This is a genomic window from Actinoplanes octamycinicus, assembly GCF_014205225.1.
In the GTDB taxonomy this organism is placed as follows: Bacteria; Actinomycetota; Actinomycetes; order Mycobacteriales; family Micromonosporaceae; genus Actinoplanes; species Actinoplanes octamycinicus.
In genome coordinates this window covers 6,995,350-7,017,421 of sequence record NZ_JACHNB010000001.1, presented here as the reverse complement: position 1 = coordinate 7,017,421, position 22,072 = coordinate 6,995,350, and the positions used below count along the sequence as shown (strand labels likewise).

Here is a 22,072-nt window from a genome sequence, read left to right as displayed (position 1 = left end):
TGCTCAACTCTGGGTGGAGATGCAGAACGGATGACCTGCTGGGTCCAGCAGGACTCTCCGCTGATCGGGGTGTGGTTGGAACGAGGGCGCCACGGCGCCCAGGGCCAGCATCCGAGCCTGGGCGGCATCCAGGTCGTCGACGCCGAGTTCGAGGTGGGCCTGCTTGCCCTGTGCGGGGTCCGGCCAGGTCGGACGTCGGTAGTCGGCCACCCGGATGAAGCCCAGTCCGGGCGAACCCTCTCGACCCAGCAGGATGAAGTCGTCGCTGGAATAGATCACGGGCAGGCGGAGCGCGTCGCCGTAGAAGCGAGCCAGCTCAGCGGGGTCCGGGCAGTCGAAGTCAATGGACAGGACCCTGATGGTGGGCTCGGAGGTGGTCTCGGTACTCATGGGCAAGACGCTAGGACGGGACCAGGACAGGTCCGGTCCTGATCATGGGGGAGACTCCTGGATGTGATCAGTACCTCCATCCGCCTCCTGCAACTGGTTTCGCTGCTGTCCACCCGATCGACGTGGACCAGCCGCGAACTGGCCGAGCGGATGGCGATCACTGACCGCACGGTCCGGCGAGACATTGCCCGGCTGCGGGAACTCGGCTATGGCATCGAGTCCGACCCGGGGCCGTGGGGCGGCTACCGCCTCAGCGGCGGCACCCGGCTGCCGCCGCTGATCCTCGACGACGAGGAAGCCCTCGCCGTGGCCGTCGCACTGCGCGAGGCCGCGTTCAGCGGCGTGCTGGGCAGCGGCCAGGCCGCAATGTCGGCGCTGTTGAAACTCCGACAGGTTCTGCCGTCCCCTGTCGCGGGCCGGCTGGCCGATATGGACGCCACCTTCGTTCACGCTCCCCGGCCCGAAGGAGGTCAGATCTCGCCCGGCGTGCTGCTGGAACTGGCTCTCGCATGCCGCCGTGGCGAGCGCACCCGTCTGTCGTATCGCGACCATGCCGGAAACGACACGGTCCGGGACGTGGACCCCTACCGCCTGGTGCGCACCGGCCGCCGCTGGTACTTCGTCGCCCGAGACGTGAGCCGGGAACAGTGGCGGACGTTCCGAGCCGACCGAGTCGTGCGAGTGGAACTGACCGGACATGCCGTCGAGGTCGTCGACCCACCCGACGCCGCCCTCCTCGTCTCGCAAGGCATCGCCGGCGTCGTGTACCCGCTCTATGTGACGATCCGGCTGCCGCACCCCATGGACCAGGCGCTGCTCCTGGTGCCCCCGACGATCGGCACCCATCGCCCGGACGGCCCCGACGCCACCATCGTCGAGATCGGCGGCAACGACGCGGACAAGCTAGCCACCTACCTCCTCGGGCTGGGCACCACGCTCCAGGTCCTGTCACCCGACCGCGTGAGGGAGGCGCTTCTGCGCCGTACCCGAGACCTGTTCGAGGAGAACGTTGGTGGTCAGCCCCAGTAGGACGCCACAAGTCGTGCTCGAATCGGTCGTGGGCTTTCAGCTGGCGCCTGAGGTCGTTCACCGGGCGGGTTTGACCCGGGAGAGCAGGAAGTCCGTCACCGCCGGAGCGAAACCGGGAGTCAGCTGGGGCACATGCGTGCCGCCGCCGATGGTCCATTCCCGCACGGCCGAGCCACCGGCGCACCCCTGATCGTAGGAGCGCACCGCGGTTTCGGACCCCGGCAGATCGGTGACCAGGTCGAGTGGTGCGGTGTCGCGGCCCGCTGGAACACATCGGTCATAACTCAGCCATTGGCTGACCGTGGTGGCCGCCGAGGGGTAGGCGACGCCGTTGATCTGGCCGCCCTCGAAGGCGACGGTCTCGTCGGCGCTGCTGTGGATCGCCAGCACGCTCACCGGTACGGACGGCCGGCAGCGGGTGGCGTCGTTCCAACTCGCGCCGTTCAACGCGACGATCGCGGTGACCTGGTCGGCGTGATCGCAGGCCATCCGGAACGCCATGAACGCGCCGTTCGAGTGTCCGATCAGGTAGACGCGCGCACGATCGATCCGGTAGGTGGCCTGGATCGTGGAGATCAGCCCGCTGAGGTAGCCCGAGTCGTCGGGCTGCGGGCTGCCGAAGGCGCAGCACGCGTCGGTGGCGTTCCAGTACCGTTCACCGCGATCGTCGGCCGACCCGTCCGGGTAGGCGTAGACGAAGCCCCGCCGGTCCGACTCGGGCGTCAGCCGTAGGTATCCCTCCAGCTCCGCCGCGTCGGACGTGTAGCCGTGCAACGCGACGACCAGCGGCGCCGGCCGGGCCGGATCGTAGGACTCCGGGACGTGCACGGTGACCGGCCGGCCGGCCACCTCCACGGTGGCGGTGCCGCTCGACGGCAGCGCCGACGGCAGGGCCGGCGATGGGCCGGGACGATCCGTGGAACTGCAGGCCAGCGCCGCCATGGCCGCTGCCGTGGCGGCCACCGCCCGAGCCACCCGCCACTCGTGCCGAGCCATCGCACCTCCCGAGGTGGGATGTGGTCAGACTAGTGAGGACCCAGCAGCGCGGCCATCTCGGGCAGCTTGAAGTAATCCGCCGTGGCCACCGCCGAGGGTGTTCCGCCGTCCGGGTCGGCGCCGGCGGCCAGCAGCGCCTGGACCGTGTCCGGGTTCTGCCGGAAGACCGCGGCCGACAGCGCGGTCTGGCCCCGGTCGTTGACCCGGTTGGGGTCGGCGCCGTGCTCCAGCAGGGCGCGTACCGTGCCGACCTGATTGTGGTACGCCGCGAGGATCAGCAGCGTGTCGCCCTTGTCGTTGGTCAGGTTGGCCGGCAGGCCCGCCGTGAGGTTACCGGCCAGCTCCTCGGTGCCGCCGGAACGGGCCAGGTCGAACATGCGGTGCGCGAAGGCGATCGTCTCGTCATCCAGCTGAGTCACGCCGTCGGCAATGCCCACTCGCGCCGGGGCTCATGCACGCGATCAGCCCTGAGCCGCCTCGTCGCGGATCTGGTCGAACTGGGCGTTCATCGCCTCGGCCAGCGCCTGCGCCCCGGACAGTGGCCGGACCATCACCATCAGCCGGTCGATCAGGCCGTCGTCGTCGAGGTGGATGAAGTCACAGCCGGTGAGGTCCTTGCCGCCGACCCTGGTCTCGAACACCAGGGCGTGATCCCGCTCGTCCGCGCCGGCCAGCTCACTGACGTACCGGAAATCCTCGAAGACGCGCAGCACCCCGCGCAGGATCGCCACGGTCATCGCCTTGCCCGGATAGGGCTGGAACGCCACCGGGCTGACGAAGACCACGTCGTCGGCGAGCAGTGCCTCGATCGCGGCGATGTCACGGGCCTCGACCGCCTGCCGGAATGCCTTCATGAATCCTCCTCGCGCTGGTGATCGCGTCATCGTCGCACGGAACTGCCGGCCCGGTGGAGTTCCCGCCCCAGTGTCACCGCCTGCACGACGAAGCCGATGAGTGCCCCGGCCACGGCGACCACGAGGCCGAACCGGAACAGCAGCGCCCAGTTGAAGCCGGCGTCGCCGAAGTCGAACGGGAACACCTGCCAGGTGCGGACCAGCACGGCCACCCCGATCGAGGTGGTGACCAACCCGCCGAGAGCGACCAGCCAGCGCGGATCGCGGACCGACTGGATGCCGTCCACCACCAGGCCGGCCAGCAGCGAGGCGTTGACCAGGGGAATGATCTGGGAGGTGTCCGCGGTCAGGAACGGAACCACGTCCCAGCCCGGGCGGACGTTGATCAGGTAGAGCAGGACGATGTTGATGGCGGCGGCGACACCGTAGCCGAACCGGCGCGCGCCCGCCGACGGGCGGCTTTTCACGGTTGCAGTGGTCATGACGTTGCCTTTCCGATCCCAGCCTCGCTCCGCTGCCGTCCGGCCCGGTAGGGCCGGGCGGCCCACGCCTGCGGCGGTGTGGGTCCAGGGCACCCGGAAATTCCCGCGAGCGCCGGGACCTTCGGCCGCTGTGTTCCGGCCGGACCCGGTTCACGCTGGAGACATGGAGCGGGTGTGGCCGGTGTGGATGGCGACCGTGACGGCGGCCGAGATGGCCGGCTTCGCCGTTCCGGCCACGGCGGGCGCGCTCACCGTGGACGCCCCGGCGGCCGTCGCGGTGCCGGCCCTGCTGGCCGCGGGCGCGGTGGAAGGCGCTGTCCTCGGCTGGGGACAGAGCCTGGTGCTGCGCCGGATCCGGACCGATCTTCCGGTGCGGCGCTGGATCGCGGTCACCGCGGCCGCCGCGGTCACCGCGTACGCGATCGCGCTGCTCGCACCCACCTTCGCCACCGTCTGGACGGGCTGGCCGCCCGGCCTGGTCATCCCGATGGCCGTGCTGCTCGGCCTGGCCCTGCTGAACACCATCGGCGTCGCCCAGTGGACCGTCCTGCGGCACCTGGTGCCGGCCGCCGAGCGGTGGATCACCTACAACGCGCTGGCCTGGCTCGCCGGGCTCACCGTCTTCGTGGCCTTCAGCACCCCGCTGTGGCACCCGGGCCAGGCGGTCGGCGCGGTGATCGCGGTCGGGGTGGCCGGCGGCCTGCTCATGGCAGCCACCATGGCGGCGGTGACCGGCGTGCCGGTGCACCGGTGGAGCCGCGCCGGCGTGCTCGGGACCGTCCGGCGATGACCGCCGCCCTGCTCGCCCGGCCCGGCGCGCCGGTTTCGCCGGGCAGGCCGCGGATCGTGGTCGGGGTGATCGGCCCGGGGCCGGTCGAAGCCGGCTTACGGTACGCCCTGGACCAGGCCGAACGCGTTGACGCCACCGTCAGCGTCGTCGCCACCGGAACCGTCCCCGCCACCGGCGAGGTGCCGCTCAGGGAGGCGGTGCGCCGGTCAGCGGAGAAGCACCCCGCCGTCCCGGTCGAGTTCGCGGTCCGCCGTAGCGTCGACGCCGTGATCACCCTGGCCGCCGCCAGCCTGCGGGCGAGCCTGCTGGTGGTCGCCGCGGCGCCCGGCCCGCGGACTGCGGCCACCGTCGCCGCGCTGGCCCGCCGTGCGCACAGCCCTGTGCAGCTCGTCGACGCGTCATCCGGCGATCCCCGGGACGACCAGCACCGGGCAGGCGGAGCGTTCGACGAGATGCCGGCTGACCGAGGTGGGCTCCAGGGCATCGATCCGGTACCGCCCGCGGCGGCCGACCACCACCAGCTCAGCGACGCGTGAGCAGGCCAGCAGCAGCCGTCGCGCCGATCCGCGGCGGGCGTCGCGCCGCAACGACACCTGCGGATACTCCTCGGCGATGCCAGCGACCGCGTCGGCCAGCAGCCGCCGGTGCTCGATCTCGGCCGGCCGGGTCAGGTGACTCAGTGGCGCCGTGTCGCCGAGCGGCGTGGCATCCGGTTCGCGCCAGGCGTGCAGGGCGACGAGTTCGACGCCGCGGCGGTCCGCCTCGGCCGCGGCGAGGCGCAGTGTCGGCTGCCCGCGGGGTGAGCCGTCGACACCGGCCACGACCGGCCCGCCGGCGTGCGAGTGCCCACGGAGCACCAGAATCGGACAGCCCGCGGTGGCGGCCACGCGGGCCGGCACCGACCCGCCCGGCCGGATCCGGCCGGCGGGCTCGCCGACCACCAGCAGATCGGCGATCCTGCTGCCATCGACCAGGACCCGCGCCGGATCGCCGATGACCACCGCGGTGTCAAGGCTGACCCGCGGCGCGCTGCGACGGGCCTGCTCGGCGGCCCGGGTGACGATCCGCTCGGGTGCCCCGGGCTCGGCCGGCACGTCGACGACGTGCATGATCCGCAGATTCCAGCGCCGCCGCGCCGCTTCCTCGGCCGCGTCGCGCACCACCCGCAGGGATTCCGGAGACCCATCGACGCCGACGAGGACCGAGTGCATATCGCCCACCTCCCCTCCAGCATGCGGCGATCACAGGCCCGCCGGACAGGCCGGAGGTCCCGGGCTCGCACCGTGCGTGGGCGCGGGGAGGGGCGGTCGGGGATTGCCGGTCGTTCGACGGCGCTGGTCCCGTGCCCACCGTGGCGGCGGGCACGGGACCAGCGCACTACCTGATCCGGTGAACGAAGCGGTTACCTCGGCCCATTGCCTTTCGCGGTGGACCGGGATCCGGCGACCTGCCGCTGGGCGTCAGCGACAGCCTCCGGCGTCGCCACGCCGGCCAGTGACTGCGGCGGTGACGAGGCTCCGCCGCCGAACCTGCCGCCGAACCAGGCCGGTGCCGCGGCGCTGTCCGACCGGTCGATCGCCTTCTTGAACTCGTTGCCGACGCTGAGCAGCGACGTCGCCAACAGCCCGATCAGCACCTTCGACCAGACCGACAACGCGTCCAGGCTCTGGTCCCCGATCGTGATGCCCGCCGCGAACGACGTCGAGGCCATGAGGAAGACGCCGCCGATGCCGGCTGCCCAGGCGATCAGCTGTGTGACTACGGAGCCCCACTGACGAGCGCTCAGGTTCTTGAGGAAGAGCACCAGCGTGAAGACAAGGGTTCCCAACGCGAGCACGGGTACGAACTCCATGAGATTCACCACCCCCACTGTGAACCGTGCAGACCTGTTGGCCCACCACGAACCCTGCCTCCCCGCACGCCGATCCGTACAGGGCCGGTCGCCCTGACCGCGAGACCCCACCCGGCACGCCTCTGGGTGCATGGTGGTGACCTGCCCGGCCCAGCCGGGGCGGGCCTGCCGGCCCGGAACACGGAGCCGGTCAAGGGCGGTTGCGCCCCAGCCGTTCGTGCGCGGCCACCCAGTCGTCGTGCAGCACCGCCGCGGCCAGCGACGTCTCGCCGGCCAGGACCACCGCGGCGCAGATCTCGGCGAAGGCCCGCACCCGCCCCGGCCCGTAGCAGCCGAGCAGTTCCAGGCACTCCCGCTGGGTCGGCAGGCCGGTCCCGCCGCCGTAGGTGGCCACGATCAGCGCCGGTAGCGTCACCGACCAGTAGTAGTCGCCGGAGTCCAGCAGTTGGGTGTAGCTGAGCGCGGCATGCGACTCGGCGACGTTCGCGGCGTCCTGCCCGGTCGCGATGAACAGGGCGGCCAAGGCGTTGGCCGCGTGCACCCCGGTGCCCGAGGCGCCGGCCAGCACCGCGCCGGTCATCGCCACCTGACGCCAGCGGAACAACTCGACCGGATCGACCCGCATGATCCGGTGCAGCGCCTCCGCGCTGAGCACCGCCTCGGCGACCACCCGACGGCCCCGGGTCAGCAGCGTGTTGATCTGCGAGTGCTTCTTGTCGGTGTCGACGTTGCCGGACAGCACGTAGCGAGGGTGGCCGGGGCAGTGGTCACGGATCCATTCGCACGCGGCCCGGGTCGCCTTGCCGGTCAGGTTCTGCCCGGCCGCGTCCCCGGTCGTGTAGTTGAACCGTAGGTAGCGCAGCGGTCCCACCTGGTACTGGCCGATGTCGAGCAGCCGCCCGACGCGCGTGGTCGACTCGGCCGCGGCCCGGATCGCGGCGAGGTTGTCGAGCACCCACCGGCCGAAGTCGCGGGCTTCCCGGGAGGAGTCGAACCGGAACGCCGGGCCGCGCTGCATGGACTCCTCGACGATCGTGGTGGTGACCCCGCCGCACTCGCTGAGTAGCCGCATGCCCCGGTTGTAGCTGGCGACCAGCGAACCCTCGGTGGTCGCCAGCGGCACCAGGAATTCTCCGCTCGCGTACTCGCCGTTGATCAGCAGTGGCCCGGCCACCCCGATCGGCACCTGCGCGGCGCCGATGAAGCCCTCGATGTTGCCGCGCAGCACACCGGGATCGATGCTGTACCGCCCGACGTACGCGAGGACCGCTCCGCTGTGCTCGCTGAGCACCTGGCGGCGTTGCGCCGCCATCGACCGGGTGTAGTCGTCGCCCGGGTTCCGGGGAATGCGCGGGCTCGCCATAGCCTCAGTCGACACCCGTACCGACGCGTCCGGCACGGTCGGACGGCCCCGCCTCGGCGGCCGTCCGACCTGTGCTGCCGGCGCCGGCCACGGTCAGAGCCGGTACAGGAACACGTCCGACGAGCCGTTCGTATCGCCGGGCACCAGGTTCGACGCCTTCGACCCGAACACGATCGCTCGTCCGTCCCGGCTCAGCGCGCCGTAGTTGCTGTCGTCGTTGCCCTGCTCGCCGGTGGACGACACGCTCACCCGGGTGGTCGTGCCGGCCCAGCGGTCCCGGACGAACACGTCGTACCGGTCGTTGGTGTCGCCGGCGACCACGTTGTCGGCGATGCTGGCGAAGGACACGTAGCGGCCGTCAGCGCTGATCGACGGGCTCTCCACATCGTTGTTCAGCTGACCGCCGCCGCTCGTGAGGCTGGCCCGGGTGGTGGTGCCGGCCAGCCGGTCCCGGACGAACAGGTCGATTCCCGCGGTGTCGCCAGGCACCAGATTGCCGGCCTGCGTGGTGAACGCGACATACCGCCCGGTGGCGCTGATCGTCACGTCATCCATGCAGCAGATGCCGCCCTGCGCCTGCGCGCCGGACGACGACACGTTGACCCGGGTGGTGGTGCCGGCGCGCAGATCCCGGACGAAGACGTCACGTTCCTCGTTGGTGTCGCCGGCGACCAGATCGTCGGCGTAGGACAGGAACGCCACGTACCGCCCGGTGTCGCTGATCGACGACACGAAACCGCCCCCGGCGTCGCCGGGCGTGGCCGCCACCGTGGCCCGGACCGTGGTGCCGGCCCGCAGGTCCCGGACGAACACGTCGTCGTCGCCGTTGGTGTCGTCGGCGGTCAGGTTCGGCGCGGAGGAGCTGAACGTCACCCACCGGCCGTCCGCGGACATCTCCGCGTCCCGGCTGGCGTCCCACCAGGCGCCTTCGGCCTGCCCGCCGCGGTCGGGCACGCTGGCCCGCACCGTCCGGCCGGTGCGCACGTCGCGGACGAAGACGTCGGGGATCCCGTTGGTGTCACCGGGCACCAGGTCGGGCGCGGTCGAGGTGAAGGAGACGTAGCGCCCATCGGCGCTGACGTCCGCGTCGTAGCTCTCGCCCGCGCCGGCCGTGCCGGTCGGGGTGGCACTGACCAGCCGGACCGCGCGGGTACGCAGGTCGCCGACGTACACGTCACTTGTGCCGTTGGTGTCGGCCGGAGAGAAGGGCATTTCTCCCGCGGTGAACGCCACATACCGTCCGTCCGCGCTGATGATGCCGGAGAAGCCGTTGCCGCCCTGGCTCACCGGTATCACGGTCGGCCCGGCGGCGCCGATCATCACGGCCAACACGATGGTCATCAACTGCATGCTCGACCTCCTAGGTGGTCAGTTCCGAGGTGTATTCGTGACGGTGGGGGAGACGCTGGGGCTGCTGGCAGGTGGCGCGCTGGACGGCTTCGGTGAGGGGGACTCCGAGGGCGTCGGTGACGCGGAGACGGCTGGTGTCTCGCTGCTCGGCGCCGGACTCGGCGACGGGCTCGGCACCGGGCTGGGCGGATTCTTGTGCGTGGGGGCCCGGCTGTCGGCCGGGGCGGGACGGAGGTCGGGCGGCGAGACCAGGCCGGTGCTGGGCGCGGTCAGCACCGTCACGAGCAGGGCGACCGCGACGCCGGCGGCGGCCAGGGTCAGGCCCGCGGTGGTGCCGGCGAGCACGGCCCGCCGGTCCCGCTGCCACTCCGAGCGCCGGCGTGCGGCCAGCTCTGGCGGCAGCATGGCCCGTTGCGCGGCCCGGCTGTAATACGGCGCGGCCGCCAACCCGAGCGTCGGCACCACCAGAAGACCGGCCAGCAGCGGCCCGCTGGAGGTGTCCCACCTGGTCAGCGACATCACGATCCCGGCGAGCCCCAGCGCCGCCAGCAGCGTCTCCGCCCAGTTCGCCCGCAGTGCCTGCCCGAGACTCTCCCGTTCCCCGGTCTTCGGCGTCCGCAGGAACTCCGCCCGCCGCGCGAACAGCCCCTGCACGGACGCTCGGGCCACCACCAGGGCGGTGGACTGCCAGATGAAGAACGCGCCGACGGCGTCCCGCCAGGTGGCACCGGTCTCACGGCGCAGCAGGGCCACGGCGCGCAGCAGGCCCAGCACGATCAGGACCGGCACGGCGGCCACCAGGAACGCCGACAGTCTGCGGAACAACTGGTCGCCGCCGAGCGCGAGGTTGACCGCGCCGCACAGCAGGAAGACGTAGAAGATCAGCCCGAGCAGGTCGCCGTACCATTGCAGGGCCCCGGACAGATACGCCCACCGCTGCCCCAGCGACAGCCGGTTGTGCGCGGTGCGCGGCCCGGGCAGCAGCGACCGGAAATGCATCCGCAGGACCTGGATGCCGCCGAAACACCAGCGATATCGCTGGCTCTTGAGCGCCTCGAAGGTCAGCGGCATCACCCCGCGGCCCATCGAGGCGTCGACGTGCAGCCCGGACCAGCCGGCCCGGAGCAGGCGCAGCGACAGCTCGGCGTCCTCGGTGATGCACCACTCGTCCCAGCCGCCGACGGCACGCAGCGCCTCGCGCCGGATCAGCCCCATCGTCCCGGCGAAGATCGCGCCGTCGCGTTCGTTGCGGGACGGCTGCGAGACCGCGAAGAAGTACCGGTACGAGTAGTACAGCCGGCGTAGGTACGGCACCGTGTGCCAGTCCCGGTAGTCCTGCGGCGCCTGGATGAACCCGATGCTCGGGTCGTCGAAGAGCGGCACGCATCGGCGCAGGAACCCGGCGTCGATCCGGTAGTCGGAGTCGACCACACCGATGATCTCGGCGGCCGGGTCGATCAGCTCACCGAAGGCGTAGTTGAGCGCCCCGGACTTGTAGCCGGGCCAGCCGGCCAGGTGGAAGAACTTGACGTCGTTCCTGGCGCACCAGGCCTCGACCGGCCGCCACAACGCCTCGTCACCGGTGTTGTCGTCGATCGCGATGACCTCGAAGCGCGGATAATCGATCCGGGTCATCCGGCGCAGCGTGTCGATCACCATCTCCGGCGGTTCGTTGTGTGCTGGCACGTGCAGGCTGACGAAGGGCAGCGAGGACGCCGTCCGGGCCCGGCTCTGCCGGGCCAGCTGCACGGACCGGTCGACTGGGACCCGTCGCCGCCACACCTGGCTGCCCAGCGCGTCGCACAGCTCCCACAGGTAGGCCGCGCCCAGCAGACCCGCGATCAATTCGAAGAAGCAGAGCAGCAGCCCGGCGGCGGTACCCCAGGCGCCGAGGCCGCTGCCGAGCGTCCAGCTGGTGACGAAAAGCAGGTAGCTGACGAACAGGAAGACGCTGGATGCCCAGGCGACGTGAGCCCGAGCGGTCCACCGGGCGGTGAACGGGAACCACACCGCACTGGCAACCAGGTAGGCCAGGACGGCGCCGACGACCTGGGCGGGCCGGAATCCCAGCAGGGTGAGCACCGCGTACACCAGCCCGGCGAACGCCGCGGTGAGCAGCACCCGCCGGAGAGCCGCGGTGGCGCCGGCGGCGCCGGTCCGGCGGGAGGGCAGGAAGATCAGCAGCGAACTCAGCGGCGCCGTCACGATCCCGGCCAGCAGCAGGACGGCCAGCATCTTTCCTCCTCTTCGGTCCGGAGGGGTCAGTCGAGGGCCGCCCGGCGGCGGGTCGCCACCAGCAGCCCCAGCGCCGTCCACAGCACCGGCACCGCCAAGTGGCGGGGCGCGAGGCCGGTGCCGCCGGCCGCCGGATCGGTCGCGGTCAGCACCGCTTGCAGCAGGTGACGCAGGGGAAAGACGTCCGCGACGGCGGTCAGCCAGCCGGGCAGCGGCTGGTCACCGACCACGAAGATCTCCGACAGGAAGCAGAGCGGCAACAGCGTGCCGAGCGTGACGGCGACGATCGAGCGGGCCGATGCCAGCAGCGTCGCGACCGCCAGGCCGAGCGCCGCGAAGCAAACGACACCGGCGACGATCGCGAGCAGCAGGGCCGGGATCCGGACGGGATCCAGTCGCACGTCGAGGAATCCCACGCCGACCACGGTGAGCAGGACGGCGGCCAGCAGCGCGGCGACCAGAGCGGCGCTCGCCCGGCCGGCGAGATACCAGCGGAACGGCAGCGGGGTGCCGCGCAGCCGTTTGAGCACCCCGGCGGCCCTGGCCACCACCACCGACTCCGGCATGTCGACGTAGGCGGCGAGCGCGGCGCTGTACGTGATCATCCCGGCGTACAGGTACTGAGCCAGTGGCATGCCGTGCACCAGCCCGCCCCCGAAGACCGTCGGGAACAAGGCCAGCAGCAACGCCGGGAAGATCAGTGAGAAGAACACCGCGAGCGCGTTGCGGCGCAGCCCGAGCAGGGCGTACGAGACCTGGGTGGTCAGCGAGGCGAGCGCGGGCCGGTGGTGGTCCGCCGGCGGCGCCAACCGCGCCGGCGCCGGGCGGTCGGGCTCGGCCGGAGTCAGGGGCGTCGCGGCTCCGCGCGGCTGCCATCCGAACCGCAGGCTCGCCACGATGGCGGCGGCCACGGTCCAGGCGGCCATGACGGCCAGATGGCCGGGCGAGAAGCCGTACCCGGGTGTCGGGTCGAACGTCTCGGCCATCGCCCGGGCGAAGTGCTTCAGCGGCATGACTGAGCCGAGCACGTCCAGCCAGCGAGGCAGGGCGGCCCCGACGATGAACACGTCGGAGACGAACGCCAGGGTGATCAGCAATCCTTGCGCCAGCGACTGCGCGACCAGGACGGTCCGGGTCAGCGCGGCCAGAGCCAGGCCCAGGGCGGCGCAGCAGGCGACGCCGAGCAGCAGGGTGACCAGCATGGCCGGCAGCTTGCGCCAGACCAGGTGCACGTCATACCCGAGACTGCCCACCGCGACCAGCAGGAGCACCGCCGCGCCGGAGGCGGCCGCCGCCGCGCCGATCCGGGCGGCGAGCACCGCCCCGGCCGGCACCGGCGTGGCCCGCAGCCTCAGCAGCACACCGTTCTCCCGCAGTCCGGCCATGTCCACCGCGACCAGGACGAACGAGGCCTGCGCCACACCGAATACGGCGAACGGCGTGACCAGGAACTGCGCCACCGGGACGCCCGCCGCGGTGCGCACGTCGCCGATGATCGACGCCACGATGATCAGGAAGCTGACCGGGAACACGAGGGTGAAGAACGCCGCCATCGGGTTCCGGGCGAAACTGCGGACGGCGTGCCCGGTCAGCATCAGCTCAGTCCGCGGGCTCATCCGGGGACTCCTCGGTGAGCGCCAGGTAGACGTCCTCCAGCGTTGGTGGGCTGACCGCGAAGTCGGCCAGCGCCAGGTTGTGTTCCCGGGCCCAGCCGGTCAGCCGCCAAGCGTCCCCGACCGCATCTCGCGAGACGACCCGTACGGTCGTGCCGGACACGTCCGGCGAGGCGCTCAGCGGTGGCAGGTCAGCGGACGGCGTACCGAAACTGATCACTGTCGGCAGCTTGCTGCCGGCCCGCAGGTCCTCCGGCGTTCCGGTCGCCAGCAGCCGGCCCTCGCGCATCACCGCCACCCGGTCGGCGAGCCGTTGCGCCTCCTCCAGGTAGTGCGTGGTGAGCAGAATGGTGGTGCCCAGCTCGCGCAGGTTTGCCACCAGATCCCAGGCGTGGTGCCGGGCGGCCGGGTCGAAACCGGTGGTCGGCTCGTCGAGGAAGAGCAGGTCCGGTGCGCCGGCCAGGCCGAGCGCCAGGTCCAGACGCCGCCGCTGGCCGCCGGACAGGCCCTTGACCCGGGTGTTCCGCTTCTCGGCGAGCCCGACCAAGGCGATCAGCTCGTCCGGGTCGTGCCCGCGCGGGAAGAGACGGGTCTGCAACCGGACCAGCTCACGGACGGTGAACTCTTCCTCGAAACCGGCCGACTGCAGCACCACCCCGATCCTCGCGCGGTAGCCGGACCCGCCGGTCGCCGGGTCGTGCCCCAGGACCCGGACCGTGCCGGAATCGCGGGTCCGGTACCCCTCGAGGATCTCCACCGTAGTGGTCTTGCCGGCCCCGTTCGGCCCGAGCAGCGCGAAGATCTCGCCGTCGCCGACCGAGAAGCTGATCCCGTCCACGGCCCGCACCGGCCCGTAGGCCCGGGTCAGATCGCGAACCTCGATGGTCGCCATGCTCCGAGCCTTACCCGTCCGGCGCGCCGCGCGGCAGCGGGAAAGGTCCCGCGGCGACCGGCCGTCCGGCCCTGTCCATCACGCGGTCACCGGATGACGGTGGAGGTGACGGCGATCGTGGCCGCGTGCGCGGCTGCGACGCCCCGGCCAAGATCGAGGGAGCTGCGATGACGACGATGCATGGCGTCCCGGCCGCCAACCCGCCGGGGGACCTGCGCCAAGCCGCGACCGACCGGCTGCGCAAACGGCGCGAGCTGCAGGCCCATGTACTGGCCTACGTACTGGTCAATCTGTTCCTGATCACGATGTGGTGGCTGACCACCCCGGGCGGCTTCTTCTGGCCGATGTTCCCCCTGTTCGGCTGGGGTATCGGGGTCGCCTTCCACGTCTGGGACGTGTTCGTCGGCTCGGAGCCGTCCGAGGACGCGATCCGAGAGGAGATGGACCGGCTCAGCAAGCGCTGACGGAGCCTGGACGGCCCAATGGCCGAGGAACGGGTCCAACTGCCCTGTTCGAAGCGTGAAGCGCGAGGTGACATGGAGTTAGGAGCGCCGGCAGCGTGGCCGGCGCCCCGCAATTCCGGGGTGCCGCTTCGCTCCCGGCGCGGTGGACGCGCATTCGGGTCGGGAGGCGGCCATGAGCGATCTCGGCAAGTACAGGGTGGAACAGGAAGCGCGGCAGCGAGCCGGCACCTCACGCCGGGCCACGCGGTACGGCGAAGTCATCAACCGCTACCTCGGCACCTACTCCTACGTGGATCCGTACGTTCCGGCGAAGGCACCCGCGCCGGACCCGCCCGTGATCGACTCGACCGCCACCGGGACGGTGATCGCGGGCGTGGACGACGCGCCGACCAGCCACGTGGCCGTCGACCACGCGGCGATCGAGGCCGAACTGCGGGGATACGGACTGCTGCTGGTGCATGCCGGGAACACGCCGCACGATCCCCGGCTGCTCACGAGGGTGGTCAAGCGGGTGCGTGCCTTCGCTCCGTCGGTGCCGGTCACCACACGGGTCAGCGTCGGCATGACCCCGGTCGAGATGCTGCTCACCGACGCCGGCGACGACGACCTGATCGTGGTCGGGCACCGGCACGGCCCGTTGCGGGGGGCGTTGCGCCGCAGCGTGGCGGACCGGGTGGCGGCCCGGCATCCGGGGCCGGTCCTGGTGGTCGACGCGCCGTGGCCGGCTGCGCCCGAACTCGCGTCCCGGCCACTGGTGGTCGGCGTGGACGAGGCGCCCTCGGCCGGCCGGGTGGTCGGGTTCGCCCTCCAGGAGGCGCGGCTACGCGGCTGTGACCTCATCCTGTTGCACGTCACCCGGGAGGCGAGCGACGCACCGGACCGGTCCGACCGGCGTGGTGGCGTCACGGTCCAGAACCGGACGGTGGTCGGCAACCCGGTGAATGAGCTGGTCAGCGCCTCCCAGTATGCCGCCGCGGTGGTGCTCGGTCGCCGACCCGGCCACATCGGCCTGGGATCGGTGGGCGGGGCGGTCCTGCACCAGGCACAGTGCCCGATCTTCTTCGTCGGCTGACGGGATCGGAGGTGGCTGCGATGACGCGCATTCTGGTGGCCTACGCCACCAAGAGGGGCTCCACCCAGGAGGTGGCCGAGGCCGTGGCGACCGCCGCGACGGCGGCCGGCGCGCAAGCGCGGGTGTTGCCGGCACGGGCCGTCGAAAACTCTCTGGCCGACTGGGGCCTGGTGATCCTCGGCGCCCCCATCTACTCCGGCCGCTGGCACCGGGACGCGCACCGGTTCCTGGCCCGGCACCGCGACGAGCTGGACAGGATGCCGGTCGCGGTGTTCGGGCTGGGTCCGCGCCGCGACGACGAGGAGGCCTGGCGGCGCAGCTCGGAGCAACTGGAGCGGGCGCTGGCCCGCCGGTCCTGGCTGGTGCCGGTCTCGGTCGGGCTGTTCGGCGGGGCGGACCCGCCCGGTGGCCGCCGCCCGCGCCGCGATCTGCGCGACTGGGCGGAGATCGGCGACTGGACCCGGAAGGTGTTGGCGATGACCGGCGCGGACGGCGCCGGGTGGTGAGCGCGGAGGTGTGGTCGTGGGTATCGCGCGGCATGGCGCCGTCGAGATCGCGTACGAGGTGGAGGGGCCGGAGGACGGCGTCCCGCTCCTGCTCATCATGGGCTTGAGCCTGAGCATGTCGTTCTGGCCGGAGGGTTTCCGGCGCCGGCTGGTGGAGCACGGCTTCCGGGTCGCCCGCTTCGACAACCGCGATGCCGGCCGTTCCACCCATCTGACCGAGCTGGGCCTGCCGTCACCGCTGGTCTGGGTGACCGGCCGATGGCACGGCTACTCGCTGACCGACATGGCCGGCGACGCCGTCGCGGTGCTCGACGATCTGGGCTGGCCGAGCGCCCACGTGGTCGGGGTGTCGCTGGGCGGGATGATCGCTCAGACGCTGGCCTGCCGGTTCCCGGACCGGGTGCGGACCCTCACCTCGATCTCGTCCACCCCGGCGTCGCACATCGGGCGGCCGCACCCGCGCGCCATGGTCGCGCTGGCGCCACTGCCGGTCCGGGACAGCGCCGCGGCGGCCCGGCGGATGGTGCGAATATTCCGGGTGGTCGGCTCGCCCGGCTACCCGCGCGACGAGGAGTGGATCGCCGAGGCCGCCCGCCGCGACTTCGACGAGGCGCATGATCCGAACGGCGTCCGGCGGCAGCTGGCGGCGATCCTGTCGGCTGGGGACCGGCGGCCGTTGCTGCGTGAGCTGAAGATGCCGGTGCTCGTCGTGCACGGCACCGAGGACCTGCTGGTCCGGCCGGCCGGTGGCACCGAGACCGCGCAGGCGGTGCCGGGCGCGAAGCTGGTGGTCTTCACCGGGATGGGGCACGACCTGCCGGACGCGTTGCAACCGGCGATCGCCGGCGACATCGCCGCGCTGGCCCGGCTGGGCTCGGAGCCGCTCAGGGGATGAGATCGGTGCGGTGCGCCGGCCGGCGCCCGGGTGGTTGATCGGGCACGCCGGTCAGCGGGGTGATCGGCGGGATCGGCCGGATGACCGGCTTGGCCGCCGTGAGCACCAGCGGCTCGCCGTGGTGCCAGATCCGCAGCTCGGCGTCGTCGCCGCCGTTGCGCAGCGAGTACTCGGCCTCGGCCGGCCGGACGGTCACGTGCACCCGCAGGCCGCGCCAGAGCAGCGAGAAGGCGAGCCGGCCGATCCGGCTGGGCAGCCGCGGCGCGAACGACAGCCGGCCGTCGTGGTCACGCATCCCGCCCAGCCCGGCCACCAGGGACAGCCAGGCCCCGGCGAGTGACGCGATGTGCACCCCGTCGCGGGTGTTGTGGTGCAGGTCGTGCAGGTCCATCAGAACCGCCTCGCCGAGGTAGTCGTGGGCCAGCTCGAGATGCCCCACCTCGGCGGCCAGAATCGCCTGGGCGCAGGCGGACAACGACGAGTCCCGGACGGTCCGGGCCTCGTAGTAGGCGAAGTTGCGGGCCTTGTCCGCGGCGCTGAACGCGTCCCCGCACCAGTGCATGGCCAGCACCAGATCGGCCTGCTTGACCACCTGCGATCGGTAGAGGTCCAGGTACGGGAAGTGCAGCAGCAGCGGGTAGTCGCCGGGCGCGGTGCGGGTGAAGTCCCACTCCCGCATCAGGGTGAACCCGCTGACCTGAGGGTGCACACCGAGCTGGGAGTCGTACGGCAGGTGCATGGCCGCCGCGGCTGCCCGCCACGCCGCCACCTCGTCCGGGGTGACCCGTAGCGCGCCGGCCCGGTCCGGGTGACGGGCGGCCACGTCCGCCGCGGCGATCAGGTTCCGGCGGGCCATCAGGTTGGTGTAGACGTTGTCGTCGGCGACCGCGGTGTACTCGTCCGGGCCGGTGACCCCGCCGAGGTGGAAGACTCCGCTGCGGTCGTAGTGGCCGAACGCCGCCCACAGCCGCGCGGTCTCGACCAGCAGATCGACGCCCACGTTGCGTTCGAACAGCGTGTCGCCGGTCGCGTTCACGTAGCGGATCACCGCGTCGGCGATGTCCGCGGCCAGGTGCACCGCCGCGGTCCCGGCCGGCCAGTAACCGGAGCATTCGTGCCCGCGGATCGTCCGCCACGGGAAGGCCGCGCCGGCCCAGCCCAGCGTCGCCGCCCGCTCCCGGGCCAGGTCCAGGGTGGCGTGCCGCCAGCGCAGCGCCTCGCCCGCGGCGCCCGGCTGCAGGTAGGTCAGCACCGGCAGGACGAAACGCTCGGTGTCCCAGAAGACGTGCCCGTCATATCCGGCGCCGGTCAGCCCCTTCGCCGCGATCGGCCGGCGTTCCGCCCGCGCGCCGGCCTGCAGCACGTGGAACATCGCGAACCGGACGCCCTGCTGTACCTCGGCGTCGCCGTCCACCTCCAGGTCGGCACCGTCCCAGAAGTCGTCCAAATACGCTCGCTGGGCGTCGCGCAGCCCGTCCCAGCCTTCGAAGCGGGCGCCGGCCAGGGCCGCCGCGACCTGGTCACGGACGGCGGGCCGGGAGCGCCGGCTCGACCATCCGTAGGCCACCAGCTTGACCAGGCGCAGCCGCTGACCCGGTGCCAACCGGCAGGCGATCGTGGTGCGGGCCAGGTCCGGTTCCGCCTCGGTGTCGCACCGCACGCCCGGCGGTCCCTCCACGAGGTGGTCCATCGCGGCGGCCAGGCGCAGGCCGCTCTCCCGGGTGACGTGCATCAGCACCGCGCCGGCCGGGCCGGCGGTGTGCTCCTCGGCCACCAGCGGCGCCCGTAGCACCGCCGACACCCGGGGGTCTTTCAATGGGCCGGGCAGCGCCTCGTTGGCCACCAGCTCGGACTGCACGATCACCCGGACCGGGCCGTCCAGCGCGGTCACCTCGTACTCGATCGCGGCGATCGACCGCTGGGCGAAGGAGACCAGCCGGGTGGAGCACACCCGGACCGTCCGCCCGGCCGCGGACTGCCAGTCGACCTCGCGGCGCAGCACCCCGGCGCGCAGGTCGAGGACCCGCTCGTGACGCAGCAGGCGGCCGTCGCGCACGTCGAACGGCTCGTCGTCGACCAGCAGACGGATCACCTTGCCGTCGGTGACGTTGACGATGGTCTGCCCGGACTCCGGATAGCCGTAGCCGCCCTCGGCGTACGGCAGCGGGCGCAGCTCGTAGAACGAGTTCAGATAGGTCCCCGGGATGCCGTGCGGGTCGCCCTCGTCGAGGTTGCCGCGCAATCCGATGTGACCGTTGCCGAGCGCGAAGATCGACTCGGCGCGGGCCAGCACCTCGTGGTCCAGGCGCGTCTCCCGCACCTGCCACGGGTCCACCGGGTAAGCGGAATGCCGCATCCGGCCAGTGTGGCCGGTGGCCGGTCGAGGGCCAAGGGCCGGGAGTCCCGGTTACCAGGTGTCGCCGTAGAACTCGTGGCCCGGGATCACCCGGAGCAGGCCCCGGTAGGTCTGCTCGACCGGCTGACCGTGGTTGAGGACGGCGTCCACCTCGTGCGCGATCGGCATCTCGACGCCCCGCTCGGCGGCGAGCTTGGTGACCGCCGCGGTGGTCTTCACCCCTTCCGCGACCTGGTTCATCGCGGCGAGGATCTGGGACAGCGGCCGGCCACGACCGAGTTCCACGCCGACGTGCCGGTTGCGGCTGTGCGGGCTGACGCAGGTGACGATCAGGTCGCCCATGCCGGCCAAGCCGGCGAACGTCTCCGGGCGGCCACCGACGGCGGTGCCGAGCCGGGTCAGCTCGTGCAGCGAACGGGTGATCACCATGGCCCGGGTGTTGTCGCCGGCGCCGAGTCCGTCGCCCAGGCCGACCGCGATCGCGAAGACGTTCTTCAGCGCTCCGGCGATCTCCACCCCGATCACGTCGTCGCTGGTGTAGACGCGGTAGCGGGCGGTGTTGAGGACGGTCTGCAACGCCTGCGCGGTGTGGTGGTGCGGCATGGCCAGGGTCGCGGCGGCGGCATATCCCTGGGCGATCTCCCGGGCGATGTTCGGTCCGGAGAGGACCCCGGCCGGATGCCCGGGCAGCACCTCGGCGATCACCTCGGTCATCCGCTTGCGGGTGCCCTGCTCCAGCCCCTTGACCAGGCTGATCACCGGGATGAGCGGGCGCACGTGGCCCGCCGCCGCCTCGAGCACCCGGCGCAGGTAGGGCGATGGCACGGCGGCGAACACGACATCGGCATCCCGCACCGCCTCGGCCAGGTCGGCGGTGGCGCGCAGGGTGGGCGGGAGGTCGAATTCGGGCAGATACCTCGGGTTCCGGTGGGTCTCGCGGACGGTCGCCGCGAGCTCCGGGTCACGCAGCCAGAGCACCGTCCCGGTGTGCCGGGCAGTGATCGACGCGACCACGGTGCCCCAGGTCCCACCGCCGAGGACGGCCACCGATGGGCTGCGGAGGGTCATGCCGTCAGTTTTCGGCGCCACGGCAGCCGGGGGCAACCACCGACGGACCCGAGCATCAGGGCCATTGGTCCCTGGGGATCAATCGATGGTTGTTCCTACGGTGCGTATTTGAGGCACTACCGCATCCAAAGGGAATCCCATGAAGATCGTAGTCCTGGTCAAGTATGTTCCCGAGCCCACCGCGACGTGGACCTTCGCCGACGATCACACCCTCGACCGGCAGAGCGTCGAGGGCCGGCTGTCCGAGCTGGACGAGTACGCGGTCGAGCAGGCACTCCGGCTCGCCGAGACCGTGCCCGGCGCGCACGTCGGCTACCTGACGATGGGCCCGGCCCGGGCCGTCGAGGGCCTGCGCAAGGCCCTCGCGATGGGCGGTGACGACGCCGTCCACGTGCTCGACGACGCGCTGCACGGCTCGGACGCCGTCGCCACCTCGCTGGTGCTCGCCGCCGCCCTCCGCCGGATCGGCTTCGACCTGGTGCTCTGCGGCATGGCGTCGACCGACGCCGAGATGTCCGTGGTTCCCGTGATGATCGCTGACCGGCTCGGCCTGCCGGCGGTGACCCAGGCCGCCGCGGTGAGTACGGACGGCTCGTCGGTGACCGTGCGGCGCGACACCGACGAGGCCACCGAGGAGCTGGCCGCGCCGCTGCCCGCCCTGGTGTCGGTCACCGACCGGTCCGGCGACGTCCGGCTGCCGTCGTTCCGCACCATCGTCGCCGCCAAGAAGAAGCCGGTCGCCACCTGGTCGGTGGCCGACCTCGGGATCGCGCCCGAGCAGGTCGGCGCCGCCGGTGCCGCCACGGTGGTCCGGGCGGCGCGGCCCCGGCCGGCCCGCGAGGCGGGCACGGTCATCACCGACGACGGCGACGCCGCCGTCCACCTGGCCGACTTCCTGGCCGCCAACAAGCTGCTGTAGAGCGGAGGCACACGGTGAGCACAGTCCTGGTCCTCGTCGAACACGACGGCGCCGACGTCCGCAAGTCGGGTCGGGAACTGCTGACCCTGGCCCGCCGCCTGGGCGAGCCCGCCGCGGTGGTCGCCGGTGACGCCGGCCCGGCCCTGGTGGCCGCCCTCGGCCGCTATGGCGCGACGACCGTGTACCCGGTCCCGGAGCCGGTGACGGCCCTGGTCGAGCTGGCCGGCCGCATCGAGCCCGCCGCCGTGCTGCTCGCCTCCAGCCCAGCCGGGCGGGAGATCGCGGCGCGGCTGGCCGTCCGGCTGGACGCCGGATTGATCACCGACGCGGTGGAGGTCAGCGCCGGACCGGTCTTCACCCAGGCGGTGTTCGCCGGCGCGTGGTTCGTGGACAGCGAGGTGCGCCGCGGGACACCGATCGCCACGGTCCGCCCGGGCGCCGTGTCCCCGCAGGAGAATCCCGTCGAGCCGCGGGTCGTGCCGGTGTCCCTGGCGGAGGCGGCGCCGGTGCCGGCCGCCGGCCTGGTGTCGCGGCGGCCGAAGCAGGCCAGCGGCCGCCCCGGGCTGACCGACGCCACGGTGGTCGTGGCCGGCGGGCGCGGGGTCGGCTCGGCCGGCGGGTTCGCGCTGGTGGAGCAGCTGGCTGACGCCTTCGGCGGCGCCGCCGGAGCCTCCCGGGCGGTCACCGATCTGGGCTGGTGCCCGCACGAGCTGCAGATCGGCCAGACCGGCAAGACGGTCACCCCGCAGCTCTACCTGGCCGCCGGCGTCTCCGGCGCGATTCAGCACCGGGCCGGCATGCAGGGCTCCCGGACCATCGTGGCGATCAACAAGGATCCGAAGGCGCCGATCTTCGAGATCGCCGACTTCGGCGTGGTCGGTGACCTGCACACGATCGTCCCGGCGCTGATCGCCGAGATCCAGCAGCGGCGTGGATGACCCGCCAT

At 72.3% G+C, this 22,072-nt stretch carries 22 protein-coding genes; 8 read left to right on the top strand and 14 right to left on the bottom strand.

The window, feature by feature from the left end; genetic code table 11:
- Nucleotides 1–3: 3 nt before the first annotated feature.
- On the bottom strand, nt 4–390 hold the full coding sequence (locus BJY16_RS31415; RefSeq protein WP_185043152.1) for a VOC family protein: 387 nt from the start codon (nt 388–390) through the stop codon (nt 4–6).
- A 63-nt stretch (nt 391–453) separates the two neighbouring features.
- Here BJY16_RS31415 and BJY16_RS31410 point away from each other — a divergent pair, with 63 nt between their 5' ends.
- Nucleotides 454–1,419: a helix-turn-helix transcriptional regulator gene (locus tag BJY16_RS31410; RefSeq protein ID WP_185043151.1), complete on the top strand. Its 966-nt coding sequence runs from the start codon at nt 454–456 to the stop codon at nt 1,417–1,419.
- Between the two features lie 57 nt (nt 1,420–1,476).
- Here BJY16_RS31410 and BJY16_RS31405 read toward each other — a convergent pair whose 3' ends face one another.
- From BJY16_RS31405 to BJY16_RS31390, 4 genes are all read right to left on the bottom strand, one after another.
- Nucleotides 1,477–2,415 carry a CE1 family esterase gene (locus BJY16_RS31405; protein WP_185043150.1) on the bottom strand — a complete coding sequence of 313 codons (939 nt, stop codon included), beginning with the start codon at nt 2,413–2,415 and terminating at the stop codon, nt 1,477–1,479.
- 29 nt (nt 2,416–2,444) lie between these two features.
- Nucleotides 2,445–2,792, bottom strand: coding sequence for an ankyrin repeat domain-containing protein (locus BJY16_RS31400; protein WP_185046761.1), 348 nt, complete (start codon nt 2,790–2,792; stop codon nt 2,445–2,447).
- An 84-nt stretch (nt 2,793–2,876) separates the two neighbouring features.
- Nucleotides 2,877–3,269: a nuclear transport factor 2 family protein gene (locus BJY16_RS31395; protein ID WP_185043149.1), complete on the bottom strand. Its 393-nt coding sequence runs from the start codon at nt 3,267–3,269 to the stop codon at nt 2,877–2,879.
- Between the two features lie 26 nt (nt 3,270–3,295).
- Nucleotides 3,296–3,751 (bottom strand): hypothetical protein, encoded by a 456-nt coding sequence (locus BJY16_RS31390; protein WP_185043148.1) that lies wholly within the window; start codon nt 3,749–3,751, stop codon nt 3,296–3,298.
- A gap of 163 nt (nt 3,752–3,914) precedes the next feature.
- On the opposite strand from BJY16_RS31390, the gene BJY16_RS31385 reads away from it, so the two are divergent.
- Entirely contained in the window at nt 3,915–4,541 is a 627-nt protein-coding gene (locus BJY16_RS31385) for a hypothetical protein (protein ID WP_203759009.1), read from the top strand.
- A 398-nt stretch (nt 4,542–4,939) separates the two neighbouring features.
- On the opposite strand, the gene BJY16_RS31380 is transcribed toward BJY16_RS31385, so the two are convergent.
- The 7 genes from BJY16_RS31380 to BJY16_RS31350 all read right to left on the bottom strand — a co-directional run bounded on the left by BJY16_RS31380 (nt 4,940) and on the right by BJY16_RS31350 (nt 13,846).
- Entirely contained in the window at nt 4,940–5,752 is an 813-nt protein-coding gene (locus tag BJY16_RS31380) for a universal stress protein (RefSeq protein ID WP_185043147.1), read from the bottom strand.
- 191 nt (nt 5,753–5,943) lie between these two features.
- Complete coding sequence (locus BJY16_RS31375) at nt 5,944–6,411, bottom strand: hypothetical protein (protein ID WP_203759010.1); 468 nt, start codon at nt 6,409–6,411, stop codon at nt 5,944–5,946.
- A gap of 172 nt (nt 6,412–6,583) precedes the next feature.
- Entirely contained in the window at nt 6,584–7,756 is a 1,173-nt protein-coding gene (locus BJY16_RS31370) for a hydroxymethylglutaryl-CoA reductase (protein ID WP_185043145.1), read from the bottom strand.
- A gap of 93 nt (nt 7,757–7,849) precedes the next feature.
- Nucleotides 7,850–9,097: a TolB family protein gene (locus BJY16_RS31365; RefSeq protein ID WP_185043144.1), complete on the bottom strand. Its 1,248-nt coding sequence runs from the start codon at nt 9,095–9,097 to the stop codon at nt 7,850–7,852.
- 27 nt (nt 9,098–9,124) lie between these two features.
- Nucleotides 9,125–11,341 (bottom strand): glycosyltransferase family 2 protein, encoded by a 2,217-nt coding sequence (locus tag BJY16_RS31360; RefSeq protein WP_185043143.1) that lies wholly within the window; start codon nt 11,339–11,341, stop codon nt 9,125–9,127.
- Nucleotides 11,342–11,367: 26 nt separating this feature from the next.
- Entirely contained in the window at nt 11,368–12,957 is a 1,590-nt protein-coding gene (locus BJY16_RS31355; RefSeq protein ID WP_185043142.1) for an ABC transporter permease, read from the bottom strand.
- Entirely contained in the window at nt 12,941–13,846 is a 906-nt protein-coding gene (locus tag BJY16_RS31350) for an ABC transporter ATP-binding protein (protein ID WP_185043141.1), read from the bottom strand. Before BJY16_RS31350 ends, BJY16_RS31355 begins: the two co-directional genes overlap by 17 nt.
- Nucleotides 13,847–14,013: 167 nt before the next feature.
- Here BJY16_RS31350 and BJY16_RS31345 point away from each other — a divergent pair, with 167 nt between their 5' ends.
- The 4 genes from BJY16_RS31345 (at nt 14,014) to BJY16_RS31330 (ending at nt 16,783) form a co-directional block, all read left to right on the top strand.
- A complete protein-coding gene (locus tag BJY16_RS31345) occupies nt 14,014–14,310 on the top strand; it encodes a 2TM domain-containing protein (RefSeq protein WP_239177261.1) in 297 nt (98 codons plus the stop codon).
- Between the two features lie 172 nt (nt 14,311–14,482).
- The gene (locus BJY16_RS31340; protein WP_185043140.1) at nt 14,483–15,382 is read left to right on the top strand and encodes a universal stress protein; all 900 of its coding nucleotides are present in this window, start codon (nt 14,483–14,485) and stop codon (nt 15,380–15,382) included.
- A 20-nt stretch (nt 15,383–15,402) separates the two neighbouring features.
- Nucleotides 15,403–15,888, top strand: coding sequence for a flavodoxin domain-containing protein (locus BJY16_RS31335; protein WP_185043139.1), 486 nt, complete (start codon nt 15,403–15,405; stop codon nt 15,886–15,888).
- Nucleotides 15,889–15,904: 16 nt separating this feature from the next.
- Nucleotides 15,905–16,783, top strand: a complete 879-nt coding sequence (locus BJY16_RS31330; RefSeq protein ID WP_239177263.1) for an alpha/beta fold hydrolase — start codon at nt 15,905–15,907, stop codon at nt 16,781–16,783.
- On the opposite strand, the gene BJY16_RS31325 is transcribed toward BJY16_RS31330, so the two are convergent.
- The gene (locus BJY16_RS31325) at nt 16,773–19,139 is read right to left on the bottom strand and encodes a glycoside hydrolase family 65 protein (RefSeq protein WP_185043138.1); all 2,367 of its coding nucleotides are present in this window, start codon (nt 19,137–19,139) and stop codon (nt 16,773–16,775) included. The two genes, BJY16_RS31330 and BJY16_RS31325, sit on opposite strands and share 11 nt — an antisense overlap.
- 51 nt (nt 19,140–19,190) lie before the next feature.
- Nucleotides 19,191–20,207, bottom strand: coding sequence for an NAD(P)H-dependent glycerol-3-phosphate dehydrogenase (locus tag BJY16_RS31320; protein WP_185043137.1), 1,017 nt, complete (start codon nt 20,205–20,207; stop codon nt 19,191–19,193).
- Nucleotides 20,208–20,346: 139 nt separating this feature from the next.
- Between BJY16_RS31320 and BJY16_RS31315 the strand changes: the two genes are divergently transcribed.
- Together BJY16_RS31315 and BJY16_RS31310 are read left to right on the top strand one after the other, a co-directional pair.
- Entirely contained in the window at nt 20,347–21,126 is a 780-nt protein-coding gene (locus BJY16_RS31315) for an electron transfer flavoprotein subunit beta/FixA family protein (RefSeq protein WP_185043136.1), read from the top strand.
- A 14-nt stretch (nt 21,127–21,140) separates the two neighbouring features.
- Nucleotides 21,141–22,064 (top strand): electron transfer flavoprotein subunit alpha/FixB family protein, encoded by a 924-nt coding sequence (locus tag BJY16_RS31310; protein WP_185043135.1) that lies wholly within the window; start codon nt 21,141–21,143, stop codon nt 22,062–22,064.
- Nucleotides 22,065–22,072 lie beyond the last annotated feature (8 nt).

Coding starts and splice junctions, on each gene's coding strand:
- BJY16_RS31395 (WP_185043149.1), bottom strand. CDS start 3,269: ATGAAGGCATTCCGGCAGGCGGTCGAGGCCCGTGACATCGCCGCGATC.
- BJY16_RS31400 (WP_185046761.1), bottom strand. CDS start 2,792: ATGTTCGACCTGGCCCGTTCCGGCGGCACCGAGGAGCTGGCCGGTAAC.
- BJY16_RS31350 (WP_185043141.1), bottom strand. CDS start 13,846: ATGGCGACCATCGAGGTTCGCGATCTGACCCGGGCCTACGGGCCGGTG.
- BJY16_RS31380 (WP_185043147.1), bottom strand. CDS start 5,752: ATGCACTCGGTCCTCGTCGGCGTCGATGGGTCTCCGGAATCCCTGCGG.
- BJY16_RS31365 (WP_185043144.1), bottom strand. CDS start 9,097: ATGACCATCGTGTTGGCCGTGATGATCGGCGCCGCCGGGCCGACCGTG.
- BJY16_RS31340 (WP_185043140.1), top strand. CDS start 14,483: ATGAGCGATCTCGGCAAGTACAGGGTGGAACAGGAAGCGCGGCAGCGA.
- BJY16_RS31385 (WP_203759009.1), top strand. CDS start 3,915: ATGGAGCGGGTGTGGCCGGTGTGGATGGCGACCGTGACGGCGGCCGAG.
- BJY16_RS31355 (WP_185043142.1), bottom strand. CDS start 12,957: ATGAGCCCGCGGACTGAGCTGATGCTGACCGGGCACGCCGTCCGCAGT.
- BJY16_RS31320 (WP_185043137.1), bottom strand. CDS start 20,207: ATGACCCTCCGCAGCCCATCGGTGGCCGTCCTCGGCGGTGGGACCTGG.
- BJY16_RS31345 (WP_239177261.1), top strand. CDS start 14,014: ATGACGACGATGCATGGCGTCCCGGCCGCCAACCCGCCGGGGGACCTG.
- BJY16_RS31315 (WP_185043136.1), top strand. CDS start 20,347: ATGAAGATCGTAGTCCTGGTCAAGTATGTTCCCGAGCCCACCGCGACG.
- BJY16_RS31325 (WP_185043138.1), bottom strand. CDS start 19,139: ATGCGGCATTCCGCTTACCCGGTGGACCCGTGGCAGGTGCGGGAGACG.
- BJY16_RS31370 (WP_185043145.1), bottom strand. CDS start 7,756: ATGGCGAGCCCGCGCATTCCCCGGAACCCGGGCGACGACTACACCCGG.
- BJY16_RS31415 (WP_185043152.1), bottom strand. CDS start 390: ATGAGTACCGAGACCACCTCCGAGCCCACCATCAGGGTCCTGTCCATT.
- BJY16_RS31360 (WP_185043143.1), bottom strand. CDS start 11,341: ATGCTGGCCGTCCTGCTGCTGGCCGGGATCGTGACGGCGCCGCTGAGT.
- BJY16_RS31405 (WP_185043150.1), bottom strand. CDS start 2,415: ATGGCTCGGCACGAGTGGCGGGTGGCTCGGGCGGTGGCCGCCACGGCA.
- BJY16_RS31390 (WP_185043148.1), bottom strand. CDS start 3,751: ATGACCACTGCAACCGTGAAAAGCCGCCCGTCGGCGGGCGCGCGCCGG.
- BJY16_RS31335 (WP_185043139.1), top strand. CDS start 15,403: ATGACGCGCATTCTGGTGGCCTACGCCACCAAGAGGGGCTCCACCCAG.